The following is a 25280-nucleotide window of genomic DNA, read 5'->3' on the forward strand; positions in this document are numbered from 1 at the left end:
GTCCGTGAAGGCCTCCTTGAGGGACCCAGGGTCCCTCAAGGAGGCCTTCACGGAACTGTGCCCGGCTCGCGACCGCCCACCGCGCAATTCGTCATCTGGATGCGATCGATGCGCAACGCAAGGATCGCAAGTAGATGGCGAATTGCGGGGGCGCAAGGAGCGGGCCCGCACCGTGCAGCATCGGTGCGGGCCCGCGGTTCAAGGGACGTCAGAAGGCCGCGGTGATCCGCGTGAAGTCCCAGTCGTTCTGAGCGATGCCACTGCAGTTCTCGGCGACCCCGCCGTTCGGGCAGCCCCGGTCACGGTTGGTCGACCAGAACGCGAGCCTGGCGATCTTGTTCGTCTTGGACCAGTCGGTGATCCGGGTCCAGGTGTCGAGACTCGTCAGTTCCCGCTGGTCCGAAAGACCGTTCATCCCGCTGATGCCGAGGTGGCTGTACGCCGTGGCGTCGTTCCACCCGAAGGTCGACTTCAGCTTGTCGCGCAGGCCGTTCGCGGCCTTGATGGTGTTCCCGTACATGTCCGCGCCACCACCGAAGTCGAACGGCATGATCGTGTAGACGTCGATCCCGGCGTTCAGCGCCTTCGACTGGTCGATGAGCCGGTTGCCCCAGGAGTTCGGGCCGCTGGTCGTCGTGCCGAAGGTGAGGATGGTCTGGATACCGGGGTTGTTCGCCTTCACGATCTTCAGCGCGTTCAGGACGCGGTCCTGCACCACCGCGTTCTCGAACTCGTCGGTGTTCTCGATGTCGATGTCGATCGCCTTGAGCGCGTAGGCGTCGATCACCTTCTGGTAGGCCCCGGCGAGCGCTTCCGGCGTCGAGCAGTTCGGGCCGAGCTTGTTGCCGCTCCACCCGCCGAAGGAGGGCACGATCTGCCCGCCCGCGGCCTTGATCTGCGCGATCGCGTTCGCGTCGACGCCGCCCTGCAGCGGACGGCTGCCGTCCCAAGCGGGATTGCAGCCACCGGACGACAGGATGAACGCCATAGTGAACCACTTGATCCCGGTCGCGTTCATGACCGTCTGCGGGTTCGGCGGGCTGCCCGAGCCCATGTACAGATACGGCGCGCCACGGCCGCCGGGCGGCGGCGGGGTGCTCGTGGTCGTCGTCGGAGAGGTCGTGGTCGTGGTGGTCGGCGTGGTCGGCGTGGTGGTCGGGCCACCGCCGCCCGGATCGCAGGAACCACCGTTGATCTTGCAGTTCGCCGGGGCGACGTAGCCCCCGGAGTACTTGACGTTGAAGCCGAAACTGGTGGAACCGCCGTTGGAAAGGTTGCCGTTCCAGGTGTTCTTGACGGTCACGTGCTGTCCGGAGACCGAGTGGCTGCCGTCCCACAGCGAAGCGATCGAGTGCCCCGCGGGGAGGTCGAATTCGACCGTCCAGGAGGGAAGGCCCGATCCGGAGTTGTTGCTGATCGTGTACTTGCCCTCCCAGCCGGAGCCCCAATCGGAACCCTTGCTGAAGGCGGCGCCGACGCCGCCGGCCGCGGAGGCCGGCGCGATCACGAGGACCGCGCCGGCCGTTGCCGCGGCGTCGGCCAGGCCGACGGCCTGGATCCAAGTCCGCTTGCCCACTGTCAGACTCCTCAGTTCAGGCCGTTGCGCATGGCCGAGACGAGTTCGCCGTTGGAGGTGTCACCACTGAGTTCCCAGAAGAACGCGCCGCCGAGACCCTGGTTCTTGGTCCAGCCCATCTTTCCGTTGATGGTCGCGGGAGTGTCGTAGCTCCACCAGTTGTTGCCGCACTTCGCGTACGCGGTGCCCGCGATCGTGCCGGTCGACGGGCAGCTGTTCTTGAGGATCTTGTAGTCCTCGATGCCCGCCTCGTAGGTGCCCGGTGCCGCTCCGGTCGCGGTGCCGCCCGGCGCGTCCTGCGTGACACCGGTCCAGCCTCGGCCGTAGAAACCGATACCCAGCAACAGTTTGCTCGCCGGGACGCCCTTGGCCTTGAGCTTCTGGATGGCGTCGTCGGAGTTGAAGCCCTGCTGTGGGATCCCGGGGTACGAGGTCAGCGGCGAGTGCGGGGCCGTCGGACCCTGCGCCGCCCAAGCGCCGAAGAAGTCGTACGTCATGACGTTGTACCAGTCGAAGTACGCCGAGGCGGGGCCGTAGTCGGCGACGTCGAGCTTGCCGCCGCTGCTGGCGTCCGCGGTGATCGCGGCGGTGACCAGGAACGAGGAACCGAACTTGGTGCGCAGCGCCTGAGCCACGTTCTTGATCGCGGCGGGACCGCTGGTGTCACAGGTGAGACCGCAGGCGTTCGGGTACTCCCAGTCGATGTCGATGCCGTCGAAGACGTCGGCCCACCGCGGGTCCTTGATCAGCTTGTAGCAGGACTCCGCGAACGCGGCCGGGTTCTTCGAAGCCTGGCCGAAGCCGCCGGACCAGGTCCAGCCACCGAACGACCACAGCACCTTCAGGCCCGGGTACATCTTCTTGAGCTTGCGCAGCTGGTTGAAGTTACCGCGCAGCGAGCCCGCGTCCCACGAGTCCGCGACACCGTCCACACTGGACCCGGCGTCGTAGAACTTGTCGTAGTCGGCGTAGGTGTCGTCATTCGCCGAGCAGGAGCCGTTGGTGACGTTGCCGAACGCGTAGTTGATATGCGTCAGCTTCGCCGCGGAACCGGAAGTGTGAATGTTCTTCACGTGATAGTTGCGGCCGTAGACGCCCCACTGCACGAAGTAACCGAGGTTCTTCTTCGCGCCCGGGTTCGGGTTCGAAGTCGTGGTGGTCGGCGGGTTGCTCGTGCTGGTCGACGTCGGGGGATTGGACGTCGTGGTGGTCGAGACGGTCGGCGTCGTGGTCGGGTTACCGCCACCCGGGTCGCAGGAGCCGCCGTTGATCTTGCAGTTGGCGGGCGCGGTGTAGGCGCCGGAGTACTTGACGTTGAAGCCGAAGCTGGTGGAACCGCCGTTGGAAAGGTTGCCGTTCCAGGTGTTCTTGACGGTCACGTGCTGGCCGGAGACGGTGTAGCTGCCGTCCCACAGCGAGGCGATCGAGTGGCCGGCCGCGAGGTCGAACTCGAGGGTCCAGTTGGTCAGGCTCGATCCCGAGTTATTGGTGATCGTGTACTTGCCTTCCCAGCCGGAGCCCCAGTCCGAGCCCTTGGTCAGGGTGGCTCCGACGCCGCCGGCCGCGTTCGCCGGCACGGTCACCAAACCGACCGCCAGCGCCGCCACGGCCGTGAACAGGCCGACCAGATGCCATCTTTTTCTCGACATTTCACTCCTTACAACCCGGTGCAGGGAAATGATCTTGGAGATGATTTCGTCAAAGGGAAATCGGCGACATCGCGTTGCCGCGGCCGGAGCCGGGCAGGCGGGGATGCGTCTTCATCGACCACCTCCATGCGGAAACGCTTTGTTGCGGGAGACGGTACGTGGTCTGGACCAATATGGGAAGCGTCACTACGTAGAGTGGTGATTTTCCTGCGAACGGCCTAATACGTTCGACAGCGTTAACCGTTCACTGGTTCGGTGCCGGTCAGTGGCGGAATTCGTCCATTTCGCCGAGCCTGGCGATATTCGCGGATTCGTCGGGGTCGGGCAGGACGCCGGAAAGGAACACCTCGGTGATTTCGACGGCCACGTCGGGGGCCAGCCGCTTGAGACTCAGCGCCAGCACATTGGCGTCGTTCCACTTGCGCGCGCCGGCGGCGATCCAGGTGTCCCAGGCCAGTGCCGCGCGCACCCCGGGGACCTTGTTGGCCGCGATGGCCGTACCCGTCCCGGTCCAGCACATCACCACGCCGAAGTCGGCCTCGCCCGCCACGACCGCCCTGCCGACCGCCGCGCCGAGTTCCGGCCAGACGTCCGACGTCGCCGGGCGGAACACCTCGTGGCCCGCCTCGGCGAGGTACGCCTGGACGGCGTCCGTGGTGGCGTTGCTGTCGTCGGCGGCGAAGGCGATCCTCATGTCCGGATCGTAACGCCGCGTCGACGGGTGACGAACCGGAAGTCATGGGAGGATCGCGGCGTGGACTCGTCTGCGGAGGAGCGCCAGGTCCAGCGTGACCAGGAGATCGCACGGACCCGGATTCTCGACACCGCCGCCCGCCTCATCGGCGAGGCAGGTTTCGCCCGGCTCAAGATCGGCATGATCTGCGCCAGGACCGGCTACCCCAGCGGCGTCGTCTACCGGCTGTTCGGCTCGAAGGAGACGCTGGTCCAGCGGCTCGTCGAGTTCGCCGCGGAGAAGTTCGCCGACGTCTTCAGCGCCGCCGTCGCCACCCGGACCGGTGGGCTGACGCCCAGTCCGATGGACATGCTGCGCGCTCTGCTGGACATCTTCTTCGAGCTGCTCACCGACATGCCGCCGCTGAACCGGGCGTTCGTGGTGCTGTGGACGGACGCGACCGTCGGCGACCCCGCGGTGCGGTCGGCGATGACCGAGGCCGATCGCCGGTACCGGTTCGCCATCGCGCAGACCGTCGCCGCCGGGATCGCGGACGGCTCCATCGGCGGCGTCCGCGACCCGGACGCGTACGCGGCGGCGCTCGTGGGGCAGCTGCGCGGAATCGCCGTGGCGGCGATCATCGATCCCGGCGGCATCGATCTGCGCGCCGTCCGTGCGGAGATGGAGTACGCCGTGGACAGGCTCGCCTAAACCTTGGTCAGCGCGGCCGCGCCGAAGGAAACGCTGAACCGTTCGCACCAGATGGTCACGCTCGAATACCGCGCCAGATCGGTGCCGGCGGGCAGCGTGTAGTTCTGGCTTCCCTTGTTGCCCTTGAGTTTCCCGGCGCTCACGTACGCGCCGTCGTCGAACACGAACCAGCCACCCTTGCCGGGGATGACCGGCGCGTCGGTGAGCCAGACCCGCAGATCCGGTCCGTTGCTCGTGTCGAGGTTCTCCAGGCGCAGCACCAGTGATCCGTCGGCCGCGCGCAGGATCCGGACGTCGCCGCTGGTCGTGTGCTCGTGGCTGATCAGTGCGCCGGTGGCCACGACCGCGGGCTCTTTCGGTGCGGGCGTGGCACTTCCGGTGGTCTGAGTCGTCGGCTGAACCGACGGCTGGGCCGCGACGGGCAGGGCCTCCTGGACCGTTTCGTTCACCCAGAGCTTCCATGGCTGGAACCAGTAGAGGCCCGCGGCCCCCGCCACCACCAGTCCGACCGCCACCACGGCGAGCACCCGCTTGCGTTTCATGGGGGACATTCAACCGCGCGAACCGTCCGGATCGCCCGGTTCGCCTGGTTACCGACTTCTTACGACGCCTATGGAGAGCGCTGCTCTCGTCGGGCTGGGCGGGGTCACGGCTGGGTTTCGGTGCCTTGACCCGGTTCACGCCGCTTGACACGATTGCCGATCTGAAAAGGGCATATCGGACGGAGGCCCCTCGATGGGTTCGGCGATGTTTTCCATTCTCCTGCCGATAGCGCTGGCGCTGGTCATGTTCGGGCTGGGGCTGACCCTGACCGTCGGCGACTTCACGCGCGTGCTGAAGTACCCGAAGGCCGCCGTCATCGCGCTGGTGTGCCAGATGATCGTGCTGCCCGTGATCTGCGTCGGCCTCATCATGCTGTTCGGGCTCGGCGGTGTGCTCGCGGTCGGCATGATGCTGCTCGTCGCCTCGCCCGGTGGGACGTCGGCGAACCTGTTCAGTCACCTCGCCGGCGGCGACGTCGCCCTCAACGTCACACTCACGGCGATCAACTCCGTGCTGGCCGTGTTCACCCTGCCGCTGGTCGTCGGCCTGTCGATGGCCGAATTCCTCGACGGCAGTGCCTCCGTCGGGCTCCAGCCCGCGAAGTTCGTGCAGGTGTTCGCGATCGTGCTGATCCCGGTCGTGATCGGGATGGCGGTGCGGCACCGGTTCACCGACTGGGCGGAGCGGATGCGCAAACCGGTCAAGATCGGCTCCGCCGTGGTGCTCGTCCTGGTGATCGCGGCGGCGATCGCGCAGGAGTTCCGGACGCTGGTGGACAACATCTGGACACTCGGGCCGGTGGCGCTGGCGCTCTCCGTGCTGAGTCTCGCGATCGGGTACTACGTGCCGCGGCTGTTCCGGGTGGACCGCGGGCAGTCGATCGCGTCCGCCATGGAGATCGGTGTCCACAACGCCACCCTCGCCATCGCCGTGGCGATCTCCGTGCTCGGCGACAAGGCGATGGCCGTACCGGCCGGGATCTACGGTGTGCTCATGTTCCTGCCCGCCGGGATCGCGGCCTTCCTGTTGTCCCGCGGCAAAGTGAGCGCGCCGGTCTGAGTTAAGTTCGGGGCGTGCCTCGTTTCCCCATCGGCGACCTCCTCGACGTGAACGGTGTCGCCGTCCATGTCCGTCAGGACGGTGCCGGGCCGCCGATACTGTTGCTGCACGGGTACTGCGGGTCGGTGCACTGGTTCGACAGGCTCACCCTCGGCCTGGCCGCGCGATATCGGGTGATCAGGGTGGATCTGCTGGGACACGGATGCACCGGTGGTTCTTCGGGTTTCGACGCGGCGTCGCAGGCACGTATGGTGGCCGCAGTCCTCGACGTTCTGGGTGTCGAGGACGTCCTGGTCGCCGGACACTCCTACGGTGCGGATGTCGCCTTGGCGCTGGCCGCGATCTCTCCGCGAGTCGGTTCCTTGGTGTTGATCGGACAGGCGCCGGACTACAGCTACGCGTTCTTTCCGCCGGGCAGTTCGGTGTTGCTGCCGATGGTCAGTGCTCTCGTGCGGCTCGTCGCCCATCGGCGGTGGACCCGGTTCGCGTCCCGGTTCCGGCGGGTGAGCTGGTTCGACGATCCCTTGCAGGACTTGGCCGATCACGCCGTCACCGCGCCGGCGATGGCCCGGGTGGTTCTCGTGGAACGCGCGCGCTCGCTGGCCGCTCGGCCTCTCGACGCGCAGGCGGCGGCTTTGGCGTTGCCGTGCTTGGTGATTCTCGGACGACGGGACCGTTTTTACGACTGTGAAAAGACTTTCGCCCGGTACTCGGCGATCGGGGCTCGGGTGGAGGTCGTCGAGGGCGCCGGGCACTCGCCGTTCTTGGAGCGGCCAGGCGAGGTCGCTCGGCTGCTTCGTGAGTTCAGTGGGTCGTGAGTGGCGTTTCGGGTTCTAACCCGAAACGCCACTCACGACCACCTCGACTCAAGACCAGCGCACGCTGGCGTCACCGATCGCCTTGTCCAGGATCCCCAGCCCTTCCGCCAGTTCGTCCTCCGTCGCGGTCAACGGGGGAGCGATCCGGAAGACCCCGCCCATTCCCGGCAGCTGCACGATGTTCATGTGCAGTCCCAGTTCGAGACAGCGCCGCGTGACCAGGGCGCCCAGTTCGTCGGAGCTTTGCTTGGTGGCACGGTCCACGACGAGTTCCACGCCGACCAGCAGGCCGCGGCCGCGGATGTCGCCGACGACGGGGTGCCGGGTGGCGAGGTCGTCGAGTCCGCGGCGGAGGAAGGCGCCCAGTTCGGTGGCGCGTTCGTCGAGGCGGTCGCGGGTGAGGACGTCGAGCACGGTGTTCCCGACGGCCGCCACCAGCGGATCCGCGACGTGCGTGGTGAAGAACAGGTAGCCGCGGTCATGCGCTTCCTGCTCGATTTCCGCGCTCGTGATCACCGCCGCCAGCGGGAGTCCCGCGCCGAGCGTTTTGGACAGCGTGAGGATGTCGGGGACGACGCCGTCGCGCTCGAAGGCGTACCAGTTTCCCGTGCGGCACAAGCCGGTCTGTGCTTCGTCGAGGATCAGCAGCATCCCGCGTTCGCGACACTTCTCTTGCAGAGCGGCGAAATAACCCGCAGGCGGCTCGATGATGCCGCCCGAGCTGAGGATCGGTTCGACGACGCACGCCGCGAGGCTGCCGACGGACTGGGCGTCGATCATCTCGAATCCGAAGTCCAGTTGCCGCTTCCAGTCCAGTTCCCCGTCCGGGGTGAGGAAGTCCGGCCGATAGGAATTCGGCGCGGGGATGGCGAAGTTGCCGGGCGCGGACGGGCCGTAACCCTTGCGGCCCGCGCTGTAGGTCGCGCTCGCCGCCGCCTGCGTCATCCCGTGCCAGGACCTGGCGAAAGACACGATCTCGTGCTTGCCCGTCACCAGTTTGGCCATCCGGATCGCGGCCTCGTTCGACTCCGCCCCGGTGGTCAGCAGCAACGCCTTTTCCAGCGGTGACGGCAAAGTCTCGGCCAGCCGTCGCGCGAGGTCGACGACGGGGCGGCTCAGCATCCCGCTGAACAAGTGGTCGAGCGAGCCGATCTGCCGCCGCACGGTCTCGACGATCTCGGGATGCGAATGCCCGAGGATCGCGCTCATCTGCCCGGAGGTGAAGTCGAGGATCCGCCGCCCGGACTCGGTGAACAGGTAGCTCCCGGCGGCGTGGTCGATGATCTCGCGGGTGAAGTCGCCGGCCCCGGCGTAGCGCACGAGGTGCCGGTCGGCGTCGGCCCAGAAACGGTCGGCGGTGGACAGGTCGGTGTGGGGAGCAGCCATGTTCCGACGGTAAATCGGATCCGAGCGACACGTCCATCTCACGATTCCGGCTGTGCTGTTCGGCTGATCCGTACAACAATGGCGTCCATGCTCAACCCCTGGAGGCTCAGCCTGCTGAGCAGGCTGGACACGCTCGGCACCGTCCGCGCGGTCGCGAAGGCGGCCAACCTGAGCGCGTCGAGCGTGTCCCAGCAGCTCGCGGTCCTCGAGGCCGAAACACGTACCCAGCTGCTGGAACGCACCGGCCGCCGCGTCCGGCTGACCCCGGCAGGCCGGATGCTGGCCCGCCGCGCGAGGGAGATCCTCGACCACATGGACACCGTCGAGGCCGAGTTGCGCGGTCTCGGCGAGGGGCCGGCGGGGCTCGTCCGCCTCGGCGCCTTCCAGAGTTCGATCCACACCATCGCCGTCCCCGCGGTGAACCGGCTGGCGCGCTCGCATCCGCGCCTCCAGATCGAACTGCTCGAACTCGAACCGCACGTCAGCATGCCCGCGCTCCGCGTCGGTGACGCCGACGTCATCATCACCACCACGGACTTCGTCGAACAACCGCTGGGTCCCGACATCGAGCTCGTGCCGCTCGCGACCGACCCGATCGTGCTCGTCGTCCCGACCGGGCATCCGGCGGCGGGTCGTGGCCCCGCCGACCTCGCCGCCTACGCGAGCGAGCCATGGGCGTTCGACATCCCCCGGTCGTACATGGCGAATCTCGCCACCCGGCTCTGCCGCGAAGCCGGTTTCGAGCCGCGCGTGATCGCCCGGTTCAGCAACTACATGATGACCTTGCAGCACGTCGAGGCCGGGCTTTCGATCGCTCTCCTGCCCGGCCTCGCCGTCGACCGGCGCTACCGCGTCGCCACCCGTGAGCTCGCGACGCCGGTCGACCGCGCCATCACCGCGGCGATCAGGCGCGGGTCCGCGCCTCGCGCCGCTGTCGACCTGGTTCTCGAGGCGATCCGGAGTCATCCGGAGCTGCCGCTGTGAACCCGTGCCGCCGCGCCACCAGCACCACGGCCAGCGTCGGCACGAGCAACACCAGGACACTCCACGGGAACGAACCGGCACCGAAGCCGTCGAGGAGGACGCCGCCGGCGATCCCGCCGCCCGCCATCGCCGCGTTCCACAGGGTGACCAGCATGGCCTGCGCGATGTCCGCCGCGCCGCCCTTGTCGCCCGCCTGTGCGGCCGCGGTCTGCAGCAGTGTCGGGATCCCGCCCCAGCCGAGTCCCCACAGTGCCACGGCGACGTAGACCAGCGCCGGACTTTCGCCCAGCAGAGCCAAAATCGTCGCCCCGAACGCTACGAGAAGTGTGCTCGCGACGGTCAGCGGGCGCAGCCGCCGGTCGATCCCGACGCCGACGAACCAGATGCTGACCATCGACGCCAGCCCGAACACCAGCAGGATCCGATCCACCGAACCGCCCATCGACACGTGCTCGAGGAAGGTGGCGATGTAGGTGTAGAGGATGTTGTGCGCCAGCACGAACGTCAGCGTCACGAACAGGACCGCGGCCACGCCCGGCACGGCGAGGGTCTTGCGCACCGGGAGCCTGCCGCCCTTGGCCTGCCCGGGGAAATCGGGGACGGCCAGCGTGATCCAGCCGAGCAGGACGAGCGCGAGCGCCGACATGAGCGAGAACGTCACCTGCCAGCCGAGGAGGCCGCCAAGGAAGGTGCCGGCGGGGATGCCGAGAGAGAGTGCGAGCGGGATGCCGGTCATCACGATGGCGATCGCCTTGCCCCGCACCGGTTCCGGCGCCAGCCGACGGGCGTAACCCGTCAGCAGTGCCCACACCACGCCCGCCGCGATCCCGGCGACGAACCGCGCGCCGAGGGTCAGGGGGTAGTTCGTGGACAGTGCCGTGACGGTGTTGGCGACGGCGAAACCGGCCACGCCTGCCAGGAGCAAGCGTTTGCGGCGCCAGCCCGCGGTGGCGGCGGACAGGGGGATCGCGGTGAGCGCGGTGCCGATCGCGTACACCGTCACCAGCTGCCCTGTCGCCGCTTCGCCGACGCCGAGGCCGGCGCTCATCGCGGGCAGCACCCCCGCGGGCAGGGCTTCGGTGAGGACGGTGACGAACGCCGCCGTGGTCAGCGCGAGCAAGGCGCCGAGCGGGAGTTTCGGAGTCATGACCGTATGCTCGAACCATCACATAGATGTGAAGGTCAAGTCGGCCGGGGTGAGGTGGCGCACATGCGGATCGGGGAGCTGTCGGAGCGGACGGGGACGTCGCGCCGTCTGCTGCGGTACTACGAAGAGCAGGGTCTCATCATCTCGGAGCGGCAGGCCAACGGCTACCGCGACTACGGCGAGTCTTCGGTGGACCGGGTCATCCAGGTCCGCGGCCTGCTCGACGCCGGGCTGCCGACCAGGATCATCAAGCAGATCCTGCCGTGCCTGGACAAACCCCGGCAGATCTACTTCCCGGACGCGACCAGTGAGATGCTCGAGACCCTGGAGGCCGAACGCGACCGGATGACCCGGCGTGCCGAATGCCTGCTGCGCAACCGGGACGCCATCACCGAGTACCTCGACGCCGTCCGCGCCTACGACCCGGCGTCCTGAGCCGGAGGGACTTTCCCCGCACGGTCTTGACAGGGTGAGAAAGCGCTTTCAGGATGTGGGCAGGAAAGCGCTTTCAAAGGAGAACGGATGACCACGCGGAAACTCGGCGTCGTGATGAACGGCGTCACCGGGCGGATGGGCTATCGGCAGCACCTGGTGCGTTCGGTCCTGGCGATCAGGGAGGCCGGCGGGGTCGAGCTGGCCGACGGGTCGCGGGTCCAGCTGGAGCCGGTTTTGGTGGGGCGCAACGCGGACAAGCTCGAGGAGATCGCCACCAGGCACGGGCTCACCCGCTGGACCACCGACCTCGACGCCGCCCTCGGCGACGACGACCTCTCGCTCTACTTCGACGCGCAGCTGACCGCGGTCCGCGAGAAGTCGATCATCCGCGCCATCGACGCCGGCAAGCACATCTACACCGAGAAGCCGGTGGCCGAGTCGGTCGAAGGCGCGCTCGCGCTGGCACGGCACGCCGAGGCGGCCGGGGTCAAGAACGGCGTCGTCCACGACAAGCTGTACCTGCCCGGCCTGCTCAAGTTGAAGCGCCTGATCGACAGCGGTTTCTTCGGCCGGATCCTCTCCGTGCGCGGCGAGTTCGGCTACTGGGTCTTCGAGGGCGACTGGCAGGCGGCGCAGCGTCCCAGCTGGAACTACCGCGCCGAAGACGGCGGCGGCATCGTCGTCGACATGTTCTGCCACTGGAACTACGTGCTGGAGAACCTCTTCGGCGCCGTCAACGCCGTGACCGCGAAGGCCGTCACGCACATCCCGGAGCGCGTCGACGAGAAGGGCGACCGGTACGCCGCGACGGCCGACGATTCCGCGTACGCGATCTTCGAGCTCGAAGGCGGGATCATCGCCCAGCTCAACTCGTCCTGGTGCGTGCGGGTCCACCGCGACGAACTGGTCGAGTTCCAGGTCGACGGCACCAAGGGCAGCGCGGTCGCGGGCCTGCACAAATGCGTCATCCAGCCGAGGGAGGCCACCCCGAAGCCGGTGTGGAACCCGGACCTCGCCGAGACGCGGTCGTACCGTTCGCAGTGGCAGGAAGTGCCGGACAACGAGGACTTCGGCAACGGTTTCCGCGCGCAGTGGGAGCAGTTCGTCCGCCACGTCGTGGAGGACGCGCCGCACCCCTACGACTTCATGGCAGGGGTGCGCGGCATCCGGCTCGCTGAGGCCGGTCTGGAGTCGTCACGCGAGAACCGCCGGATCTCGCTGGGCTAGCGGCCGAAAACCGCGCCCGGGTCTTCGGCGATCAACACGGAGATCTCCCGGATCTTGCGGTTCGTGTGCTGTGACGCCTCGGTGAGCCAGCGGAAGGCTTCTTCGGCGTTCAGCTCCAGACGTGCCATCACGATGCCCTTCGCGGTGGCGATGGCGTCCCTGGTCTCCAACGCGGCGACCAGGGTCTCCGCCTGTCGTTCGGCGGCGGCCCAGCGGGACGCGGTCAGGATGATCGCCGAGATCGCCGAGGTGAACATCGCGACCAGCGCCGCCTCGACCGGGTCGAAGGCGTTCTTCTGGAAACTCCAGACGTTGAGGGCGCCGGAGAGCGGCTCGTTTTCGCGCCGCCTGAAGTGGGATTCGTCGGGGACGAACAGCGGGCAGCTCAGCGAGGTCCGCACGCCGAGCTGTTCGGCGGCGGCCGCGAAATCCGGCCAGCGTCCGGCTGTCTCGTCGTCCAGCCGGGTCCTGACGATCGTGCCGCTCTCGGCGGCTTTCAGGCAGGGGCCTTCGTCCGCGCTGTACTGCGCCTTGTCCAGGGGCAGCAGTGATTGGTCGGTGGTGGCGACGGTGCTCGGTTCGTCGCCGGAGTACAGCGTGACCGTCGCCCCGTCCGCACCCGGCAGCAGGCCGGCCACCTTCTTCGCCACCCGTTCCAGCAACTCGTCGCGGGGCTCGTCGAGCCGCATCGACTCGGTGAGCTCCCGCAACGCCGAAGCGGTGTCGCGAAACTGATCCATCGTGGCCCTTCCCCTCGGGCGGCGGATTTCGCCGACCACCAGAACGTACTCGTTCCGGCTAGCCGGGCATTGGCCGATTCGGGCTAACCCGTGGCCGGTGACCCGCCGGTTCGCCTGTCATCAGACCCTCGCCGCGGGTGAGCCCGGGCAGCCGCTGTTCGAACCGGGAGACCTCTCCCGTGGGCAGGACACCGGTCGCCCCGCGTCACCGAGCCGGTGACGGTGCCACCGCGTTCGACCAGCCGGGAGAGCGTCGCGATCACCGCATCGGCAGCGCCTCTTCCAGCACGAACGGGGTGATCTTGCGGAAGTCGCCCGCCGGTACGCAGGCGACACCGAGACGTTCGGCGAGATCGGTGAGAAGGCCCTCGTACCGGGCACCTGCCCTGTCGAGCTTGTTGGCGAAGATGTCGATCAGGTTGACGTGCAGCTCGCCGATGCGGAAGGCGGCCACTGCCGAGCGGATGGTGATGCCGCGGCTGCGTTCCAGCTCCAAACGTACGGCTCGGGGACTCGACAGCTCGGCGCACGCCGTTCTCCATCTTCTGAGGGAAACACCTGGTCAGGCCGGACGTTGACTTGCGCCGCCTCATGGGCTGTAATTCTTGAACATTTCAGCGCAAGAACATGACAAGAGTCAGGAAGATTCCGCTCAGTCCCCTCCCGGAACAGAGGAATGTCATGAGAACGAAGCGCCTTCTGACGCACGCGGTGACGTTTGCCGCCCTGTCCCTCCTCCTCGCTCCACCCGCCGTCGCGGCGAACGGCGCTCCAGTGCCGGCCGCCGTCGTGACTCCCGCCGCCGCCGAAGCCGCCGACGCGACGTACACGGCCAGCAGCCAGCTGCCGGTCTATGCCGTGTCGAACGTCGGAGACGGCAACCAGGCCACCTACTGGGAAAGCAACAACAACCAGTTCCCGCAGTGGATCCAGGCCGACCTCGGCGCGGCGACGAACATCGCCCGGCTCGTGCTCAAACTGCCCTCCGGCTGGGAAGCCCGCACGCAGACCTTCGCTGTGCAGGGCAGCGCGAACGGTACGAGCTTCACCGACCTCGTGCCGTCGGCGGGCCACCGGTTCGACCCGGCGACCGGCAACACGGTCACCCTCGACGTCACCGGGAACACCCGCTTCGTGCGGCTGAACATCACCGCCAACACCGGATGGCCCGCCGCCCAGCTCTCGGAGTTCGAGGTGCACGGCCCGGCGGGCGGGGACACGCAGCCGCCGTCCGCGCCGGGGAATCTCGCCTACACCGAGCCTTCGAGCGGCAAGATCCGGCTTACTTGGTCGGCATCGACGGACAACACCGGCGTCACGGGCTACGACGTCTACGCCAACGGGCAGCTTCGCGGTGCCGTCGCCGGTGACGTCCTGACCTACACCGACGACCAGCCGGACAGCGCGACGGTCGCATACGCCGTGCGCGCTCGCGACGCGGCGGGCAATCAGTCGGCGAGCAGCGGCACCGTGACCAGGACCGGTACGCGGGCAGGGACGAATCTCGCGCTGGGCAAGCCGATCACGGCATCTTCGGTGCAGCACGGCTATGTCGCGGCCAACGCCAACGACGACTCCGTGACCACCTATTGGGAGGGCGCGGCGTACCCGAACCAGCTGACCGTGGCGCTCGGATCCAACGCCGACCTCGACCGTGTCGTGGTCAAGCTCGACCCGGATCCGGCCTGGGCTCAGCGCACGCAGACGATCGCCGTCGAAGGACGTGACCAGGGCGCGGCCGCGTTCACCACGCTGGTGCCCGCGCAGACGTACACCTTCACTCCTTCGAGCGGGAACACCGTGACGATCCCGGTCGGTGGCCGCGCCGCCGACATCCGCCTGCGAATCACCGCCAACTCCGGCGCCCCCGGCGGACAGGCCGCGGAATTCCAGGTCTTCGGCGTTCCCGCGCCGAACCCCGACCTGACGGTTTCGGGCGTGTCCTGGTCGCCGCGGAACCCGGTGGAGACCGACGCGATCACCGTGTCGGCGACCGTTCGCAACGCCGGGACCGCGGCCTCGGGGGCGACGGACGTGAACCTCTACCTGGGCACGACGAAGGTCGGCACCGCACCGGTCGGCGCTCTCGCGGGGGGCGCGTCGGCGACGGTGTCGGCGGACATCGGCGCCAGGGAGGCGGGCAGCCACCAGCTCACCGCGAAGGTGGACGAGGCGAACGCCGTTGTCGAGCAGGACGAGAGCAACAACTCCTACACCGGTTCGACGGCGCTCGTCGTCAGCCCGGTGCAGAGCTCCGACCTCGTCGCGGCCACCGCTTGGTCGCCGAACAACCCGACGATGGGTGACACCGTGACCTTCACCGCCACGGTGCGCAATCAGGGCACGGTCGCTTCGGCGGGCGGCGCCCACGGCGTCACGGTGACGATCACCGATCAGAACGGCACCGTCGTCAAGACGCTCACCGGCTCGTACACCGGCGCGATCGCCGCGGGAGCCACCGCGCCGCCGGTGAACGCCGGCACCTGGACCGCCGGAAACGGCCGGTACACGGTCAAAACGGTCGTCGCGAACGACACCAACGAGTTGCCTGCCAAACAGGGCAACAACACGAGCACGCAGGCGCTCTTCGTCGGCCGCGGCGCGAACCTGCCCTACGACATGTACGAAGCCGAGGACGGCGTGGTCGCGGGCGGCGCGTCCGTGATCGGCCCGAACCGCAAGATCGGTGATCTCGCGGGCGAGGCGTCGGGCCGCAAGGCCGTGACGCTGAACTCGACCGGCTCCTCGGTCGAGTTCACCACCCGCGCGGCCACGAACACCCTGGTGACCCGGTTCTCGATGCCGGACGCCGTGGGTGGCGGCGGGCAGAACTCGACGCTGAACGTCTACGTCGACGGCACGTTCCTGAAAGCCATCGACCTGACTTCGCGCCACGCCTGGCTTTACGGCCCCGAAGCGGGGCCGAACAACTCGCCGGGTTCCGGGCCCGCTCGCCATATCTACGACGAGGCCAGCATGCTGCTCGGCACCACGGTGCCCGCCGGGCACAGGATCAAGCTGCAGAAGGACGCCGGCAACGGCTTGAACTACGCGATCGACTTCGTGAACTTCGAGCTGGCCACCGCGGCCGCGAACCCCGACCCGGCACGCTACGCCGTCCCGGCCGGGTTCACGCAGCAGGACGTGCAGGCCGCGCTGGACAAGGTCCGCCAGGACCCGAACCTCACCGGCGTCTTCCTGCCGCCGGGGCAGTATCCGATGACCAGCAAGGTCACCGTGTACGGCAAGCCGGTCACGGTGCTCGGCGCCGGGCCCTGGTTCACGAGGTTCACCGCGCCCGCCGGGCAGGAGAACACCGACATCGGGTTCGACGCCCAGGCGAGCGCGAGCGGTTCGACGTTCGGCGGGTTCGCCGTGTTCGGGAACTACACCTCCCGCATCGACGGCCCCGGCAAGGTCTTCAACTTCACGAACGTCACGAACATGACCATCGACGACATCTGGGTGGAGCACCAGATGTGCCTGCTCTGGGCGACCAATGTGGACAACACGACGGTGAAGAACTCGCGCATCCGCGACATGTTCGCCGACGGCGTCAACTTCACCAACGGCAGCACGGGAAACCGGGTCACCAACAACGAGGCCCGCTCCACCGGCGACGACAGTTTCGCGCTGTTCGCCGCCACGGACCTCAACGCCGGCAACCAGTACGACAACGTGTTCGAGAACCTGACCGTGCTGCTTCCGTGGCGCGCGGCCGGGCTGGCGGTGTACGGCGGGCACAGCAACACCTTCCGCAACCTCTACATCGCGGACACGCTGACGTACTCGGGGATCACGATCAGCTCGCTCGACTTCGGCTACCCGTTCCTCGGGTTCGGCCCGCGGCCGACGACCGTCCAGAACGTCTCGCTGGTTCGCGCCGGCGGTCATTTCTGGGGACAGCAGACGTTCCCCGCGATCTGGATGTTCTCCGCGTCCAAGGAGTTCCGCGGTATCCGGGTGTCCGATGTGGACATCCAGAGCCCGACGTACAGCGGCATCATGTTCCAGACCAAGTACACCGGCAACCGGCCGGAGAACCCGGTCGAGGACACGGTGCTGACGAACGTGTCGATCACCGGCGCGCACCGCAGCGGTGACGAGTTCGACGCGAAGTCGGGGATCGGGATCTGGGTCAACGAACTGCCGGAACCGGGGCAGGGCCCGGCCGTCGGCTCGGCGACGTTCACGGGGCTCACCTTGAACGACAACGCCGAGGACATCAGGAACAAGACGAGCACGTTCACGATCAACCGCAACTGAGTGCCCGCCTCGGCCCGCGCTCAGGCGGACCGGCGTGTCGTGAAGGGCCCCTTTGAGACGATCATCGTCTCAAAGGGGCCCTTCACGACATCCCCACGGACCAGGGCCTGGCATCAACCGCAGCCGGAACCCACGTAGGTACCTGAGACACCCTCGGTTCTAACCGTCCTCACCCCTCACGAGGCAACGTTGCTGAAGTGCGGAATCCGTGCTTCACTCTTTGGCGTGCCCTACCGACGCACCCCGAAGACGCAGGCAAGACTGGACTCCCAGCGAGGGGAGATCCTGGTCGCGGCCATCGCGCTGCTGGCCGAGACCGGCTACGCGGGCTGCTCCATGGCCGCGGTCGCGGCGCGGGCGGGGGTCGGCACAGGCAGTGTGTATCGGCAGTTCCCGTCGAAGGCCGACCTCGTCGTCGAGGTCTTCCGCGAGGTGGTCTCCCGGGAAGTCGACGCCGTCGAAGCCGCCGCGTCCGAAGGCGACGTCCGGGAGCGGGTGGTCGCGGTGATCGAGACCTTCGCCGGCCGGGCGTTGAAGGCACCGAGGCTGGCGTACGCGTTGCTGGCCGAACCGGTCGACGCCGTGGTGGAGGCCGAACGGCTGGTCTTCCGCCGCGCGTTCCGCGAGGTCATCGCCAGGAACATCGCCGACGGCGTCCAAAAAGGACTGCTGCCGCCACAGGACGCGGAAGCGACCGCCGCGGCGCTCGTCGGCGCGGGCGCGGAAATGCTGGTCGGGCCGCTGGCCGGGGAAAGCGGACCGGACACGATCCAGCATCTGGTCACGTTCACCCTTCGGGCGCTGGGAGGCTCCGATGGAGCTTGAGACGCTCACTTACCGCGTCGAAGACCGGAAGGCCTATCTGACGTTGAACCGTCCCGAGCGGCTCAACGCGATCAACGACGTCATGCCCCGCGAGATCCGGCAAACCGTGGAGCGGGCGAACGAGGACGACGCGGTCCGCGTGATCGTGGTGCGCGGCGAAGGCCGGTCCTTCTGCGCCGGATACGACCTCAAACAGTTCGCGGAGGAAGACGCCGAAGGCCGCTGGAACCAGGGCCCGGTCTGGGATCCGGTCAAGGACTACCGGGTGATGAAGCGCAACACCGACGACTTCTTCAGCCTGTGGCGCTCGCTGAAGCCCACCATCTGCCAGGTGCAGGGACACGCGATCGCCGGCGGCAGCGACATCGCGCTGTCGTGCGACGTGCTGATCATGGCGGCCGACGCGCGTATCGGCTATCCGCCCGCACGGGTGTGGGGCTGCCCGACGACCGGGATGTGGGTCTACCGCGTCGGCACTCAGCGCGCGAAGCGGATGCTGCTCACCGGCGACACCATCGACGGCACCACCGCGGCGGAGTGGGGACTCGCGCTCGAGGCGGTGGAAGCCGGGCGGCTCGAAGCCGCCGTCGAGGAGCTGGCCGATCGGATGGCCGGCGTGCCGACGAACCAGCTGGTGATGCAGAAGCTGATGATCAACCAGGCCTACGACAACATGGGCCTCTCCGGCACGCAGACGCTCGCGACGCTTTTCGACGGCATCACCCGGCACACCCCGGAAGGCCGCTGGTTCCGCGAATTCGCCGAACGCGATGGTTTCCACGAGGCGGTGGCCTACCGCGATTCCGGACAGGTCATCCCGGACGGCGGCGGACCGCTGCCCGAGCACACGGATCCGAGGAGGTCGTCTTGACCGCGAACGCCGAAAGCGAACGTGTCGCCGAGCGCCTGCAGCGCTCCTCCGCACGGCTTTCCTACGACCCGGACGTCGACGTCGACTGGCTGGCACCGCTGGTCGACGGGGCGTACGGCAAGGCCCCGGAACGATGTTCCTTGTACGGCACCGAATTGTGGGAGCGTCTCGACGAAAGCCGGCGCGCCGAGCTGAGCCGTCAGGAGGCCGCGGCCGCCGCGGCGTCGGGTATCTGGTTCGAGCTGATCCTCATGCAGGGCCTCGTGCGGCACGTCTACAACAGCGATCCGACGACCCACAACGCCCAGTACGCGCTCACCGAGATCGCCGACGAATGCCGTCACAGCACCATGTTCGCCCGCTCGATCGAGAAGAGTGGCGGCGTCGTGCGGCGCCCGAGCCGCTCGGCGCACCGCGCGGGCAAGGTGTTCGGCGCGATCTGCGGTCCGGCGCTGCTGTTCGCCGGCGCCATCTACGTCGAAGAACTCGCCGACGGCATGCAGCGCGAGATGATGCGTGACTCCAGCCTGCAACCGATGATCCGGATGATCTCCCGGATCCACGTCATCGAAGAGGCACGCCACATCAGCTTCGCGAAGGACGAATTGGGCCGGGCCTGGGCAAGGCACGGCCGCGTCGGCCGCGAACTGATCCGCTGGGCGATCGCCGGCATGGCCTACGTCGCGACTTCGGAGCTGCTGCACCCCAAGGCATACACCGCTGTCGGACTCGACCCCCGCGAAGCCCGCCAGGTCGCCGCCGCGAATCCGCACTGGCGTCGGACCAAGGCGTCGTGGGCGGCCAAGGCCGTCGAACACTTCACCGAGATCGGCCTCATCGGGGGCCCGAGCCGCCGGCTCTGGCGCCGCGCCGGCGTCCTCGACTGAACAAGGAAGGCAACTCCATGTCCTCACGCACCGGCCAGGTCCTCGGCCTCGGCATCGCCGCGACCGGTCTCGCCCACTTCGCCGCTCCGGCGGCCTTCGAACCCGTCACGCGGATGGCCTTCGCCGACGACGTCCGCAACTGGACCTATCGCAACGGCGCCACCGAAGTCGCCATCGGCCTGGCGATCGCGGCCCGCCCCACCCGGAAGGCCGGGTTCGCCGGGCTGGCCGTCTACGCCGGTTGGCTGGCGAAGCGAGTCCTCGCCCGGCGCTGACGTGCCGGGATGAAGCCACCGTCACTGGCGGTATCCGTTCTGGGTGGACGATCAACGTCGCTGGCCCGGTATGACTTTTACCCCAGTCGTACGCATATTCCGGGGTGGTGCTCGATCTGGTGACCGTGCACGGCGAACCTCAGGGTGTTTCCGTCGCTCGCCCATGGCCAGCGCCGAAGCGACAGCGAACCAGGCCGGGGCGGCCCGAGGTCTGTGTCTCATCCGGCCTGAAGGGCAATTGACGGGGCTCCTGGAGGAGGCTGCAGCCGCGTTGCTGACGGCACCATCGACGGGGATGAACGAGCACTCTCGTCGGGAAGTGATCAGCCGTCGGTGGGGCCGCCTTTTCAGAGGCGTTCGATGCGGTCGGCCTGCGGGCCCCGGTCGCTCTGACGCACCGCGTACCGGACCCGGTCACCCTTCTGCAGCGGCTCCGATCCCATGATCACGGACGCGTGGGCGAAGAGATCGTCGCCGCCTGCGTCCGGGGTGATGAAGCCGAAGCCGCGGTCGCTGTCGTAGCGCGCGACGACGCCCTCGCCGCCTCGTACGGGCACGTCCCGCGCCGCCGGCCCTGCGGCCGCGGCAGGTGCCGACCGCTGCGGCGCCGTCTGGGGCTCGGTGCCCCGGACCAGGTGCACGTCGCGGGCCTGCGGGCCCTTGTCTCCACTGGCCACCTCGTAGGCGACGCGGTCGCCCTCCGCGAGCCACGTCAGCCCCTCGGCCAGGGCCCGGGCGTGAACGAAGACGTCCCCGGCACCGGAGTCGGGGTTGATGAAGCCGAAGCCCTTGTCCTCGTCGTACCAGGCCACCGTGCCGTCGGCATCGTCGGAGATACCAGCCGTAGCGGGTGAGCCGGCCCCTGCTCCCAGCGGGATCACGTGCTCGGCCTGCGGGCCGCGCTCGCCTTCAACGATCAGGAAGGCCACCCGCTGCCCCTCGGTGACCACGCCGCCGGTCACGATGGCGGAGCTGTGCACGAAGATGTCGGCGCCGCCGCCGTCCGGCGACGCGAAGCCGTACCCCTTGCCCGGCTCGTACCAGTTGACGGTGCCGAGCAGGCCCACGGCGCTGCCGGTGGCCGCATCGGCGGTGACGCGAACGCGCAGCGCCTGGGGCCCGCGGTCGTTCTCGCCGACCTCGAACACGACGGCCTGACCCTCGCGGAGCACTTTCGCGCCGCCGTCCCCGACGATCTCGGAGGCGTGCACGAACACGTCCGGCGAGCCGTCCTCGGGCGCGAGGAAGCCGAAACCCCGTTCGGCGTCGAACCAACGGACGGTCCCTTGCGGCATAAAAGGCTCCAGGTCGAGAGGGCGGGCACTGGCCCCCAGTCTCCCTGACAGACCTCCGGTCCGTCGGGCCGGGCCCACAGGCGGGCGGTGCGGAGCCAGGGGCGGGCCGTTGGTTCACCTAGCGACACGCCGAGTTTGAGACCTGGTCTAAGTCGCCGCACGCCAGATGGGCGTTACCAAGATCCCGCAAGGCTCCAATGTCTGCCGAACCCGCGCCGGGCCCATGGCGCGACCCCGATACTTTTGCCGTTCGCAGGGGAACTACAGCGCTACACGGCCCTTAACCGAGACCTCCGGAGAGTGGTTATCGGCCGGTCCACGCACGCTGACGGGACGTGCCCAGCCCACACCTCTTGGCTTCTTCGCCCCAGACCTCGGCGCTAGTGGCTCTCGTCGCGCGGTCGGAGCGCGTACCCCGGAACCCACTGACCTGCCCTCGCGCCGCCGCGCCCCTCATTGATCATGAACTGAACCCAGCCGAACCAGTAGCCGGTCGTGCTGACCTTCCACATCGAGAGTTCGCCGCGGACCTCCGCCTGGAGTCCGACGTGGAGCTATCGAACAAAGGTTCGATTATGCATGACCTCGAGGTGCTCGCAACCCTGTCCGGTGTGCCATGTACGCCCCCATGCGTTGCATCGCCGCCGGATGCCCCGACGGCGGTGTGGTGCTCGACCCGTTCAGTGGCGCCGCCACCACCGGTCTGGCCGCGAGGAAGCTCGGACGGAATTACATCGGTATCGACCTCAACCCGGATTTTCACGACATCGGCCTCCGCCGGCTCGGCCTGACGGCCGGTGAAGATGAGGTCGCGGCATGACGGACCCGCATCCGACCAGTCAGGGGCGACACAGCCCTGCCGCCTTCGCTGATGGGACCGGGATCGTGTTCGGCTGTGCCTGGGGGACGCTCGGGAAGTCCTTGCCGCCATGCCCGCGGAGTCGGTGGATTGCGTGGTGACGTCTCCACCGTATTGGGGTTTGCGCGACTACCGGGTCAACGGTCAGCACGGCGCGGAGCCCACGATCGAACAGTACGTCGAGCGGCTCGCCGATGTCTTCGACGAAGTCCGGCGGGTGCTGACACCGGTGGGGACGGCATGGCTGGATCTCGCCGACAGCTTCGGTGGCTCGTGGGGGAATTACGTCGCCCGCGGGTCCGTTGCCCGGACGGCGGCAGTCCGCTCGGCGCAGGCATACGGAGTGCACCGGCCGCCCCAGTCGAGGTATCGCGCGAAGGATCTGATCGGGGTCCCGTGGCGTGTCGCGTTCGCCTTGCAGGACCGGGGCTGGGTGTTGCGGAACGCGGTGGTGTGGGCGAAGACCAACGGGCGTCCGGAGAGTGTCCGGGACCGGTTTTCCCAGCGCTACGAGTCGGTCTTCCTCTTCGCTCGCGACGGTGAGCACTGGTTCCGCGGAGTTGATGCCGCGGGAGTGGAGTCGGATGTCTGGACGGTCGCGGCGGACCGCGGCCGCACGGGGCATCGCGCGGCGGGAACCGTGGAGGTCGCCCGCCGCTGTGTGCGGCTCGGATGCCCGGATGGCAGCGTCGTGCTCGATCCCTTTTCCGGTAGCGGACGACCGGTATTGCCGCGCTCGCGCAGGGCTGCTCGTTTATCGGGATTGATCTGGCTCCCGAGTGCCATGCCCTGGCCCGGCGCCGGCTAGGGCTTCCTGGAGGAGTCGTGAACCCGGATGCCGAAAGGTTCACGTCGTTGACCTTGGACGAGGTCGCGGCGCTGCCCGCTGTTGTCGATTTGATGACTGCCGCACGTGCGTTGGGGATCGGCCGGACCACGGCCTACGGCCTGGCCCGCAACGATGACTTTCCCTGCCCGCTGTTGCGCGTCGGCGGTGAGTACCGCGTGCCCACCACCGGGCTCCTGCGCGCGCTGGGTGTTGATCCATCCATCAGGTGAATTCGTCACTTCTCGGGCTTTCCCGAGCGGCGTGGTCAGCGCGAGCATCGTGTGAACCCGCTGATTCAACCGAACAGAAAGGAGGACGACCGGTGGCACAGATACCGATGGGGTCGGTCTTCAAGCGTTGTTCCTGCCGGGACAACAACAATCGCGAGCTGGGCAGCAATTGTCCCAAGCTGACTCAGCACCGTCACGGCCAGTGGTGCTGGCGGATCGAGCTACTCGCCGACACCAAGGGCACACGGCGTCCCCGCCGCCGAAGTGGCTTCGAGTCGGCGGCCAAGGCACAAGAGGAACTTGACCATGTCCGGGATCTGCTCGCGATCGCCGAGGACGACGACGAGGACACGCGACGGAAGATCGGTGACGTGATCGCCACCGTGGTCGCGAAGAAGCAGAAGTTGCCGGAGGTGGACGACGTCCGGCGACGTGTTCACGGCGTTTCTCGCCTTGAAGAAGAAAAGTCGGAGCCGCAACACCTACCGGTCGTATGAGTCGCATGTCCGGCTCTACCTGCGACCGCACCTCGGCCATATCTGTAGGGACAAGCTCGGCGTGCCTCACTTGGAGAGCATGTTCGACGCGATCGTGGAGCACAACGACCGCATCGCCGAGTACCGGAACAGCGGTGATCCGCTGAAGATCGCGGCGGTGAAATGGCAACGTCCGGTCGGGCCGACCTCGATCCGACGAATCCGGGAAACGCTGCGGGCGGTGCTCAGCCCCGCGGTGAAGCAAGGCCTGCTGATGGTGAACGTGGCATCGCTGGTCGAGTTGCCCCCGGCCAACGGCGAAGGTATGGACGGCGGATCGCGTCCTGCGCTGGAAAGCTCACGGGAGAGATCCCGTCGCCGGTGATGGTGTGGACACCGGAGCAGACCGGCCAGTTTCTGGACGCCGCGGTGAACGACCCGCTGTATCCGCTCTACCACCTGATCGCTCATGTCGGACTCCGGCGGGGGGAGGCCTGCGGACAACGCCGGGCGGACACGTATCCGGATGCGGCGTCGTTGGAAGTAGCGAACCAGATCGTGCAGTACGGCTGGGAGACCGGCCAGTCAGCGCCGAAGACCACTTCGTCGGAGGGCTTGGTCGCGCTCGACGCGAACACCGTCCTCGTCCTGCGCCAGCACATCGCGTGCCAGGACGCGGATAGGGCCAGGCTCGGCGGCGCGTGGGTCGACAGCGGTTTGCTGTTCACTCAGCCGGACGGGAGCCCTCTGCATCCAGCAGATGTCACCGAGCGGTTCTACGAGATCGTCCGCCAAGCCGGGCTGCCGCCCATCCGCTTACACGACCTTCGGCACGGCGCCGCCACGCTCGCCCTCGCCGCCGGTGCCGACATGAAGGTCGTGCAGGCCATGCTCCGGCACTCGTCAATTACCGTGACCATGGATACCTACACCACTGTCCTGCCCGAGATCGCACTCGCAGAGGCCGAGGCGACGGCCAAACTCATCCCCAGGAGCCCACCACAATAGCTTGGGCTCATTTCAGGTAAACTACTGGTCGGCCGGCGTGGACAGCACACGATAGTAGTAGCCGCCCCGTTCAATATAATCCATCATGGTCTGGAATCCTGCATCTTTGAGGACGTCGAAGGCGGCCTTTGTTGCTATTTCTTTGGCTTCGGAGACGTGGCGAATAAGTCGGCTGGTTACGGCTGGCTTGTGAACCTGCTCTAACACTTCCCTCTGATATTGTTCACTGTCCACCACTGGAGCGTGCCATTCAAGCGTAACCCCATAGGGGTCCTGTTTGTGTATCCGTACAACCACTCCTGCAGTCGACGGGAACTCATCTCCTTCGGCAATTACAGATGCAGAAAATCCAATATCGACAAGCTCTTGCCAAACTTTGTTGGCGAGGTCCTTCCAGGATTCGACAACTTTGGGTGGTGCGACGAGATCCATATTGTTCTCGATCAATGACTGCTTCTTGAGCTGGAAAGGGTTGATCACGAATACTCCGCTTCTTTAAAGCTTGGGGTAG

Annotated in this window: 27 protein-coding genes and 1 pseudogene; 17 read left to right on the forward strand and 11 right to left on the reverse strand. The window is 67.6% G+C overall.

What is annotated here, in order from left to right:
- Positions 1-208 precede the first annotated feature (208 nt).
- The 3 genes from DL990_RS14080 to DL990_RS14090 all read right to left on the reverse strand — a co-directional run bounded on the left by DL990_RS14080 (position 209) and on the right by DL990_RS14090 (position 3919).
- Positions 209-1576: a cellulose binding domain-containing protein gene (locus tag DL990_RS14080; RefSeq protein ID WP_199746375.1), complete on the reverse strand. Its 1368-nt coding sequence runs from the start codon at positions 1574-1576 to the stop codon at positions 209-211.
- Between the two features lie 11 nt (positions 1577-1587).
- Positions 1588-3225, reverse strand: a complete 1638-nt coding sequence (locus DL990_RS14085) for a glycosyl hydrolase family 18 protein (RefSeq protein WP_125798959.1) — start codon at positions 3223-3225, stop codon at positions 1588-1590.
- Positions 3226-3487: 262 nt separating this feature from the next.
- Positions 3488-3919, reverse strand: a complete 432-nt coding sequence (locus tag DL990_RS14090) for an RpiB/LacA/LacB family sugar-phosphate isomerase (protein ID WP_125786905.1) — start codon at positions 3917-3919, stop codon at positions 3488-3490.
- 60 nt (positions 3920-3979) lie between these two features.
- Here DL990_RS14090 and DL990_RS14095 point away from each other — a divergent pair, with 60 nt between their 5' ends.
- The gene (locus DL990_RS14095; protein ID WP_125798960.1) at positions 3980-4609 is read left to right on the forward strand and encodes a TetR/AcrR family transcriptional regulator; all 630 of its coding nucleotides are present in this window, start codon (positions 3980-3982) and stop codon (positions 4607-4609) included.
- On the opposite strand, the gene DL990_RS14100 is transcribed toward DL990_RS14095, so the two are convergent.
- Positions 4606-5151, reverse strand: a complete 546-nt coding sequence (locus DL990_RS14100) for a DM13 domain-containing protein (protein WP_125798961.1) — start codon at positions 5149-5151, stop codon at positions 4606-4608. The genes DL990_RS14095 and DL990_RS14100 overlap by 4 nt on opposite strands.
- A gap of 193 nt (positions 5152-5344) precedes the next feature.
- Here DL990_RS14100 and DL990_RS14105 point away from each other — a divergent pair, with 193 nt between their 5' ends.
- A complete protein-coding gene (locus DL990_RS14105) occupies positions 5345-6211 on the forward strand; it encodes a bile acid:sodium symporter family protein (protein ID WP_125786902.1) in 867 nt (288 codons plus the stop codon).
- 14 nt (positions 6212-6225) lie between these two features.
- Positions 6226-7029 carry an alpha/beta fold hydrolase gene (locus DL990_RS14110; RefSeq protein ID WP_125798962.1) on the forward strand — a complete coding sequence of 268 codons (804 nt, stop codon included), beginning with the start codon at positions 6226-6228 and terminating at the stop codon, positions 7027-7029.
- Between the two features lie 48 nt (positions 7030-7077).
- Here the strand turns inward: DL990_RS14110 and DL990_RS14115 are convergent, their stop codons facing one another.
- On the reverse strand, positions 7078-8415 hold the full coding sequence (locus DL990_RS14115; protein ID WP_125798963.1) for an aspartate aminotransferase family protein: 1338 nt from the start codon (positions 8413-8415) through the stop codon (positions 7078-7080).
- A gap of 87 nt (positions 8416-8502) precedes the next feature.
- Here DL990_RS14115 and DL990_RS14120 point away from each other — a divergent pair, with 87 nt between their 5' ends.
- Complete coding sequence (locus DL990_RS14120) at positions 8503-9399, forward strand: LysR family transcriptional regulator (protein WP_125786899.1); 897 nt, start codon at positions 8503-8505, stop codon at positions 9397-9399.
- Here the strand turns inward: DL990_RS14120 and DL990_RS14125 are convergent.
- Complete coding sequence (locus DL990_RS14125) at positions 9320-10546, reverse strand: MFS transporter (protein ID WP_125798964.1); 1227 nt, start codon at positions 10544-10546, stop codon at positions 9320-9322. The two genes, DL990_RS14120 and DL990_RS14125, sit on opposite strands and share 80 nt — an antisense overlap.
- 63 nt (positions 10547-10609) lie before the next feature.
- Between DL990_RS14125 and DL990_RS14130 the strand changes: the two genes are divergently transcribed.
- Both DL990_RS14130 and DL990_RS14135 read left to right on the forward strand, forming a co-directional pair.
- Positions 10610-10981 carry a MerR family transcriptional regulator gene (locus tag DL990_RS14130; RefSeq protein ID WP_125798965.1) on the forward strand — a complete coding sequence of 124 codons (372 nt, stop codon included), beginning with the start codon at positions 10610-10612 and terminating at the stop codon, positions 10979-10981.
- 87 nt (positions 10982-11068) lie between these two features.
- Complete coding sequence (locus DL990_RS14135; RefSeq protein WP_125798966.1) at positions 11069-12208, forward strand: Gfo/Idh/MocA family protein; 1140 nt, start codon at positions 11069-11071, stop codon at positions 12206-12208.
- On the opposite strand, the gene DL990_RS14140 is transcribed toward DL990_RS14135, so the two are convergent.
- Both DL990_RS14140 and DL990_RS41800 read right to left on the reverse strand, forming a co-directional pair.
- On the reverse strand, positions 12205-12948 hold the full coding sequence (locus tag DL990_RS14140; protein WP_125786895.1) for a GAF and ANTAR domain-containing protein: 744 nt from the start codon (positions 12946-12948) through the stop codon (positions 12205-12207). The genes DL990_RS14135 and DL990_RS14140 overlap by 4 nt on opposite strands.
- 259 nt (positions 12949-13207) lie before the next feature.
- Positions 13208-13444, reverse strand: coding sequence for a hypothetical protein (locus DL990_RS41800; protein WP_233598979.1), 237 nt, complete (start codon positions 13442-13444; stop codon positions 13208-13210).
- 185 nt (positions 13445-13629) lie between these two features.
- On the opposite strand from DL990_RS41800, the gene DL990_RS14150 reads away from it, so the two are divergent.
- From DL990_RS14150 to DL990_RS14170, 5 genes are all read left to right on the forward strand, one after another.
- Positions 13630-17214 (forward strand): discoidin domain-containing protein, encoded by a 3585-nt coding sequence (locus DL990_RS14150; protein ID WP_125798967.1) that lies wholly within the window; start codon positions 13630-13632, stop codon positions 17212-17214.
- A gap of 225 nt (positions 17215-17439) precedes the next feature.
- A complete protein-coding gene (locus tag DL990_RS14155) occupies positions 17440-18039 on the forward strand; it encodes a TetR/AcrR family transcriptional regulator (protein WP_125798968.1) in 600 nt (199 codons plus the stop codon).
- Positions 18029-18910, forward strand: coding sequence for a crotonase/enoyl-CoA hydratase family protein (locus tag DL990_RS14160; RefSeq protein ID WP_125798969.1), 882 nt, complete (start codon positions 18029-18031; stop codon positions 18908-18910). Before DL990_RS14155 ends, DL990_RS14160 begins: the two co-directional genes overlap by 11 nt.
- Positions 18907-19797, forward strand: coding sequence for a diiron oxygenase (locus DL990_RS14165; RefSeq protein WP_125798970.1), 891 nt, complete (start codon positions 18907-18909; stop codon positions 19795-19797). The genes DL990_RS14160 and DL990_RS14165 overlap by 4 nt, the downstream gene beginning before the upstream one ends.
- A gap of 17 nt (positions 19798-19814) precedes the next feature.
- Complete coding sequence (locus tag DL990_RS14170; RefSeq protein ID WP_125786890.1) at positions 19815-20072, forward strand: hypothetical protein; 258 nt, start codon at positions 19815-19817, stop codon at positions 20070-20072.
- A 347-nt stretch (positions 20073-20419) separates the two neighbouring features.
- On the opposite strand, the gene DL990_RS42155 is transcribed toward DL990_RS14170, so the two are convergent.
- Both DL990_RS42155 and DL990_RS41820 read right to left on the reverse strand, forming a co-directional pair.
- A complete protein-coding gene (locus DL990_RS42155) occupies positions 20420-21139 on the reverse strand; it encodes a cold-shock protein (RefSeq protein ID WP_370451346.1) in 720 nt (239 codons plus the stop codon).
- A 30-nt stretch (positions 21140-21169) separates the two neighbouring features.
- Positions 21170-21367: pseudogene (locus DL990_RS41820) on the reverse strand (cold-shock protein); the annotation flags it as partial.
- Between the two features lie 628 nt (positions 21368-21995).
- Between DL990_RS41820 and DL990_RS14180 the strand changes: the two are divergent.
- From DL990_RS14180 to DL990_RS41480, 6 genes are all read left to right on the forward strand, one after another.
- Positions 21996-22187 (forward strand): DNA methyltransferase, encoded by a 192-nt coding sequence (locus tag DL990_RS14180; protein WP_255431351.1) that lies wholly within the window; start codon positions 21996-21998, stop codon positions 22185-22187.
- A 136-nt stretch (positions 22188-22323) separates the two neighbouring features.
- A complete protein-coding gene (locus DL990_RS14185; protein ID WP_233620472.1) occupies positions 22324-23034 on the forward strand; it encodes a site-specific DNA-methyltransferase in 711 nt (236 codons plus the stop codon).
- A gap of 17 nt (positions 23035-23051) precedes the next feature.
- A complete protein-coding gene (locus tag DL990_RS14190) occupies positions 23052-23285 on the forward strand; it encodes an AlpA family transcriptional regulator (protein ID WP_125799251.1) in 234 nt (77 codons plus the stop codon).
- A 92-nt stretch (positions 23286-23377) separates the two neighbouring features.
- Positions 23378-23782 (forward strand): hypothetical protein, encoded by a 405-nt coding sequence (locus DL990_RS41470; protein ID WP_199746377.1) that lies wholly within the window; start codon positions 23378-23380, stop codon positions 23780-23782.
- Positions 23783-23843: 61 nt separating this feature from the next.
- The gene (locus DL990_RS41475) at positions 23844-24146 is read left to right on the forward strand and encodes a hypothetical protein (RefSeq protein ID WP_199746379.1); all 303 of its coding nucleotides are present in this window, start codon (positions 23844-23846) and stop codon (positions 24144-24146) included.
- Positions 24146-24769: a site-specific integrase gene (locus DL990_RS41480; RefSeq protein ID WP_199746381.1), complete on the forward strand. Its 624-nt coding sequence runs from the start codon at positions 24146-24148 to the stop codon at positions 24767-24769. The genes DL990_RS41475 and DL990_RS41480 overlap by 1 nt, the downstream gene beginning before the upstream one ends.
- Before the next feature lie 21 nt (positions 24770-24790).
- On the opposite strand, the gene DL990_RS14200 is transcribed toward DL990_RS41480, so the two are convergent.
- Entirely contained in the window at positions 24791-25249 is a 459-nt protein-coding gene (locus DL990_RS14200) for a hypothetical protein (RefSeq protein ID WP_125798972.1), read from the reverse strand.
- Between the last annotated feature and the right edge of the window lie 31 nt (positions 25250-25280).

Source organism: Amycolatopsis sp. WAC 01416, assembly GCF_003947485.1.
GTDB lineage: Bacteria > Actinomycetota > Actinomycetes > Mycobacteriales > Pseudonocardiaceae > Amycolatopsis.

Bases quoted from the DNA above. Each gene is read 5' to 3' on its own strand.
- DL990_RS14150 (WP_125798967.1), top strand. From the start codon at position 13,630: ATGAGAACGAAGCGCCTTCTGACGCACGCGGTGACGTTTGCCGCCCTG.
- DL990_RS14115 (WP_125798963.1), bottom strand. From the start codon at position 8,415: ATGGCTGCTCCCCACACCGACCTGTCCACCGCCGACCGTTTCTGGGCC.
- DL990_RS41480 (WP_199746381.1), top strand. From the start codon at position 24,146: ATGGTGTGGACACCGGAGCAGACCGGCCAGTTTCTGGACGCCGCGGTG.
- DL990_RS14170 (WP_125786890.1), top strand. From the start codon at position 19,815: ATGTCCTCACGCACCGGCCAGGTCCTCGGCCTCGGCATCGCCGCGACC.
- DL990_RS14090 (WP_125786905.1), bottom strand. From the start codon at position 3,919: ATGAGGATCGCCTTCGCCGCCGACGACAGCAACGCCACCACGGACGCC.
- DL990_RS14100 (WP_125798961.1), bottom strand. From the start codon at position 5,151: ATGAAACGCAAGCGGGTGCTCGCCGTGGTGGCGGTCGGACTGGTGGTG.
- DL990_RS14140 (WP_125786895.1), bottom strand. From the start codon at position 12,948: ATGGATCAGTTTCGCGACACCGCTTCGGCGTTGCGGGAGCTCACCGAG.
- DL990_RS14130 (WP_125798965.1), top strand. From the start codon at position 10,610: ATGCGGATCGGGGAGCTGTCGGAGCGGACGGGGACGTCGCGCCGTCTG.
- DL990_RS14125 (WP_125798964.1), bottom strand. From the start codon at position 10,546: ATGACTCCGAAACTCCCGCTCGGCGCCTTGCTCGCGCTGACCACGGCG.
- DL990_RS14085 (WP_125798959.1), bottom strand. From the start codon at position 3,225: ATGTCGAGAAAAAGATGGCATCTGGTCGGCCTGTTCACGGCCGTGGCG.
- DL990_RS14135 (WP_125798966.1), top strand. From the start codon at position 11,069: ATGACCACGCGGAAACTCGGCGTCGTGATGAACGGCGTCACCGGGCGG.
- DL990_RS14180 (WP_255431351.1), top strand. From the start codon at position 21,996: ATGCGTTGCATCGCCGCCGGATGCCCCGACGGCGGTGTGGTGCTCGAC.
- DL990_RS14120 (WP_125786899.1), top strand. From the start codon at position 8,503: ATGCTCAACCCCTGGAGGCTCAGCCTGCTGAGCAGGCTGGACACGCTC.
- DL990_RS14105 (WP_125786902.1), top strand. From the start codon at position 5,345: ATGGGTTCGGCGATGTTTTCCATTCTCCTGCCGATAGCGCTGGCGCTG.
- DL990_RS14160 (WP_125798969.1), top strand. From the start codon at position 18,029: ATGGAGCTTGAGACGCTCACTTACCGCGTCGAAGACCGGAAGGCCTAT.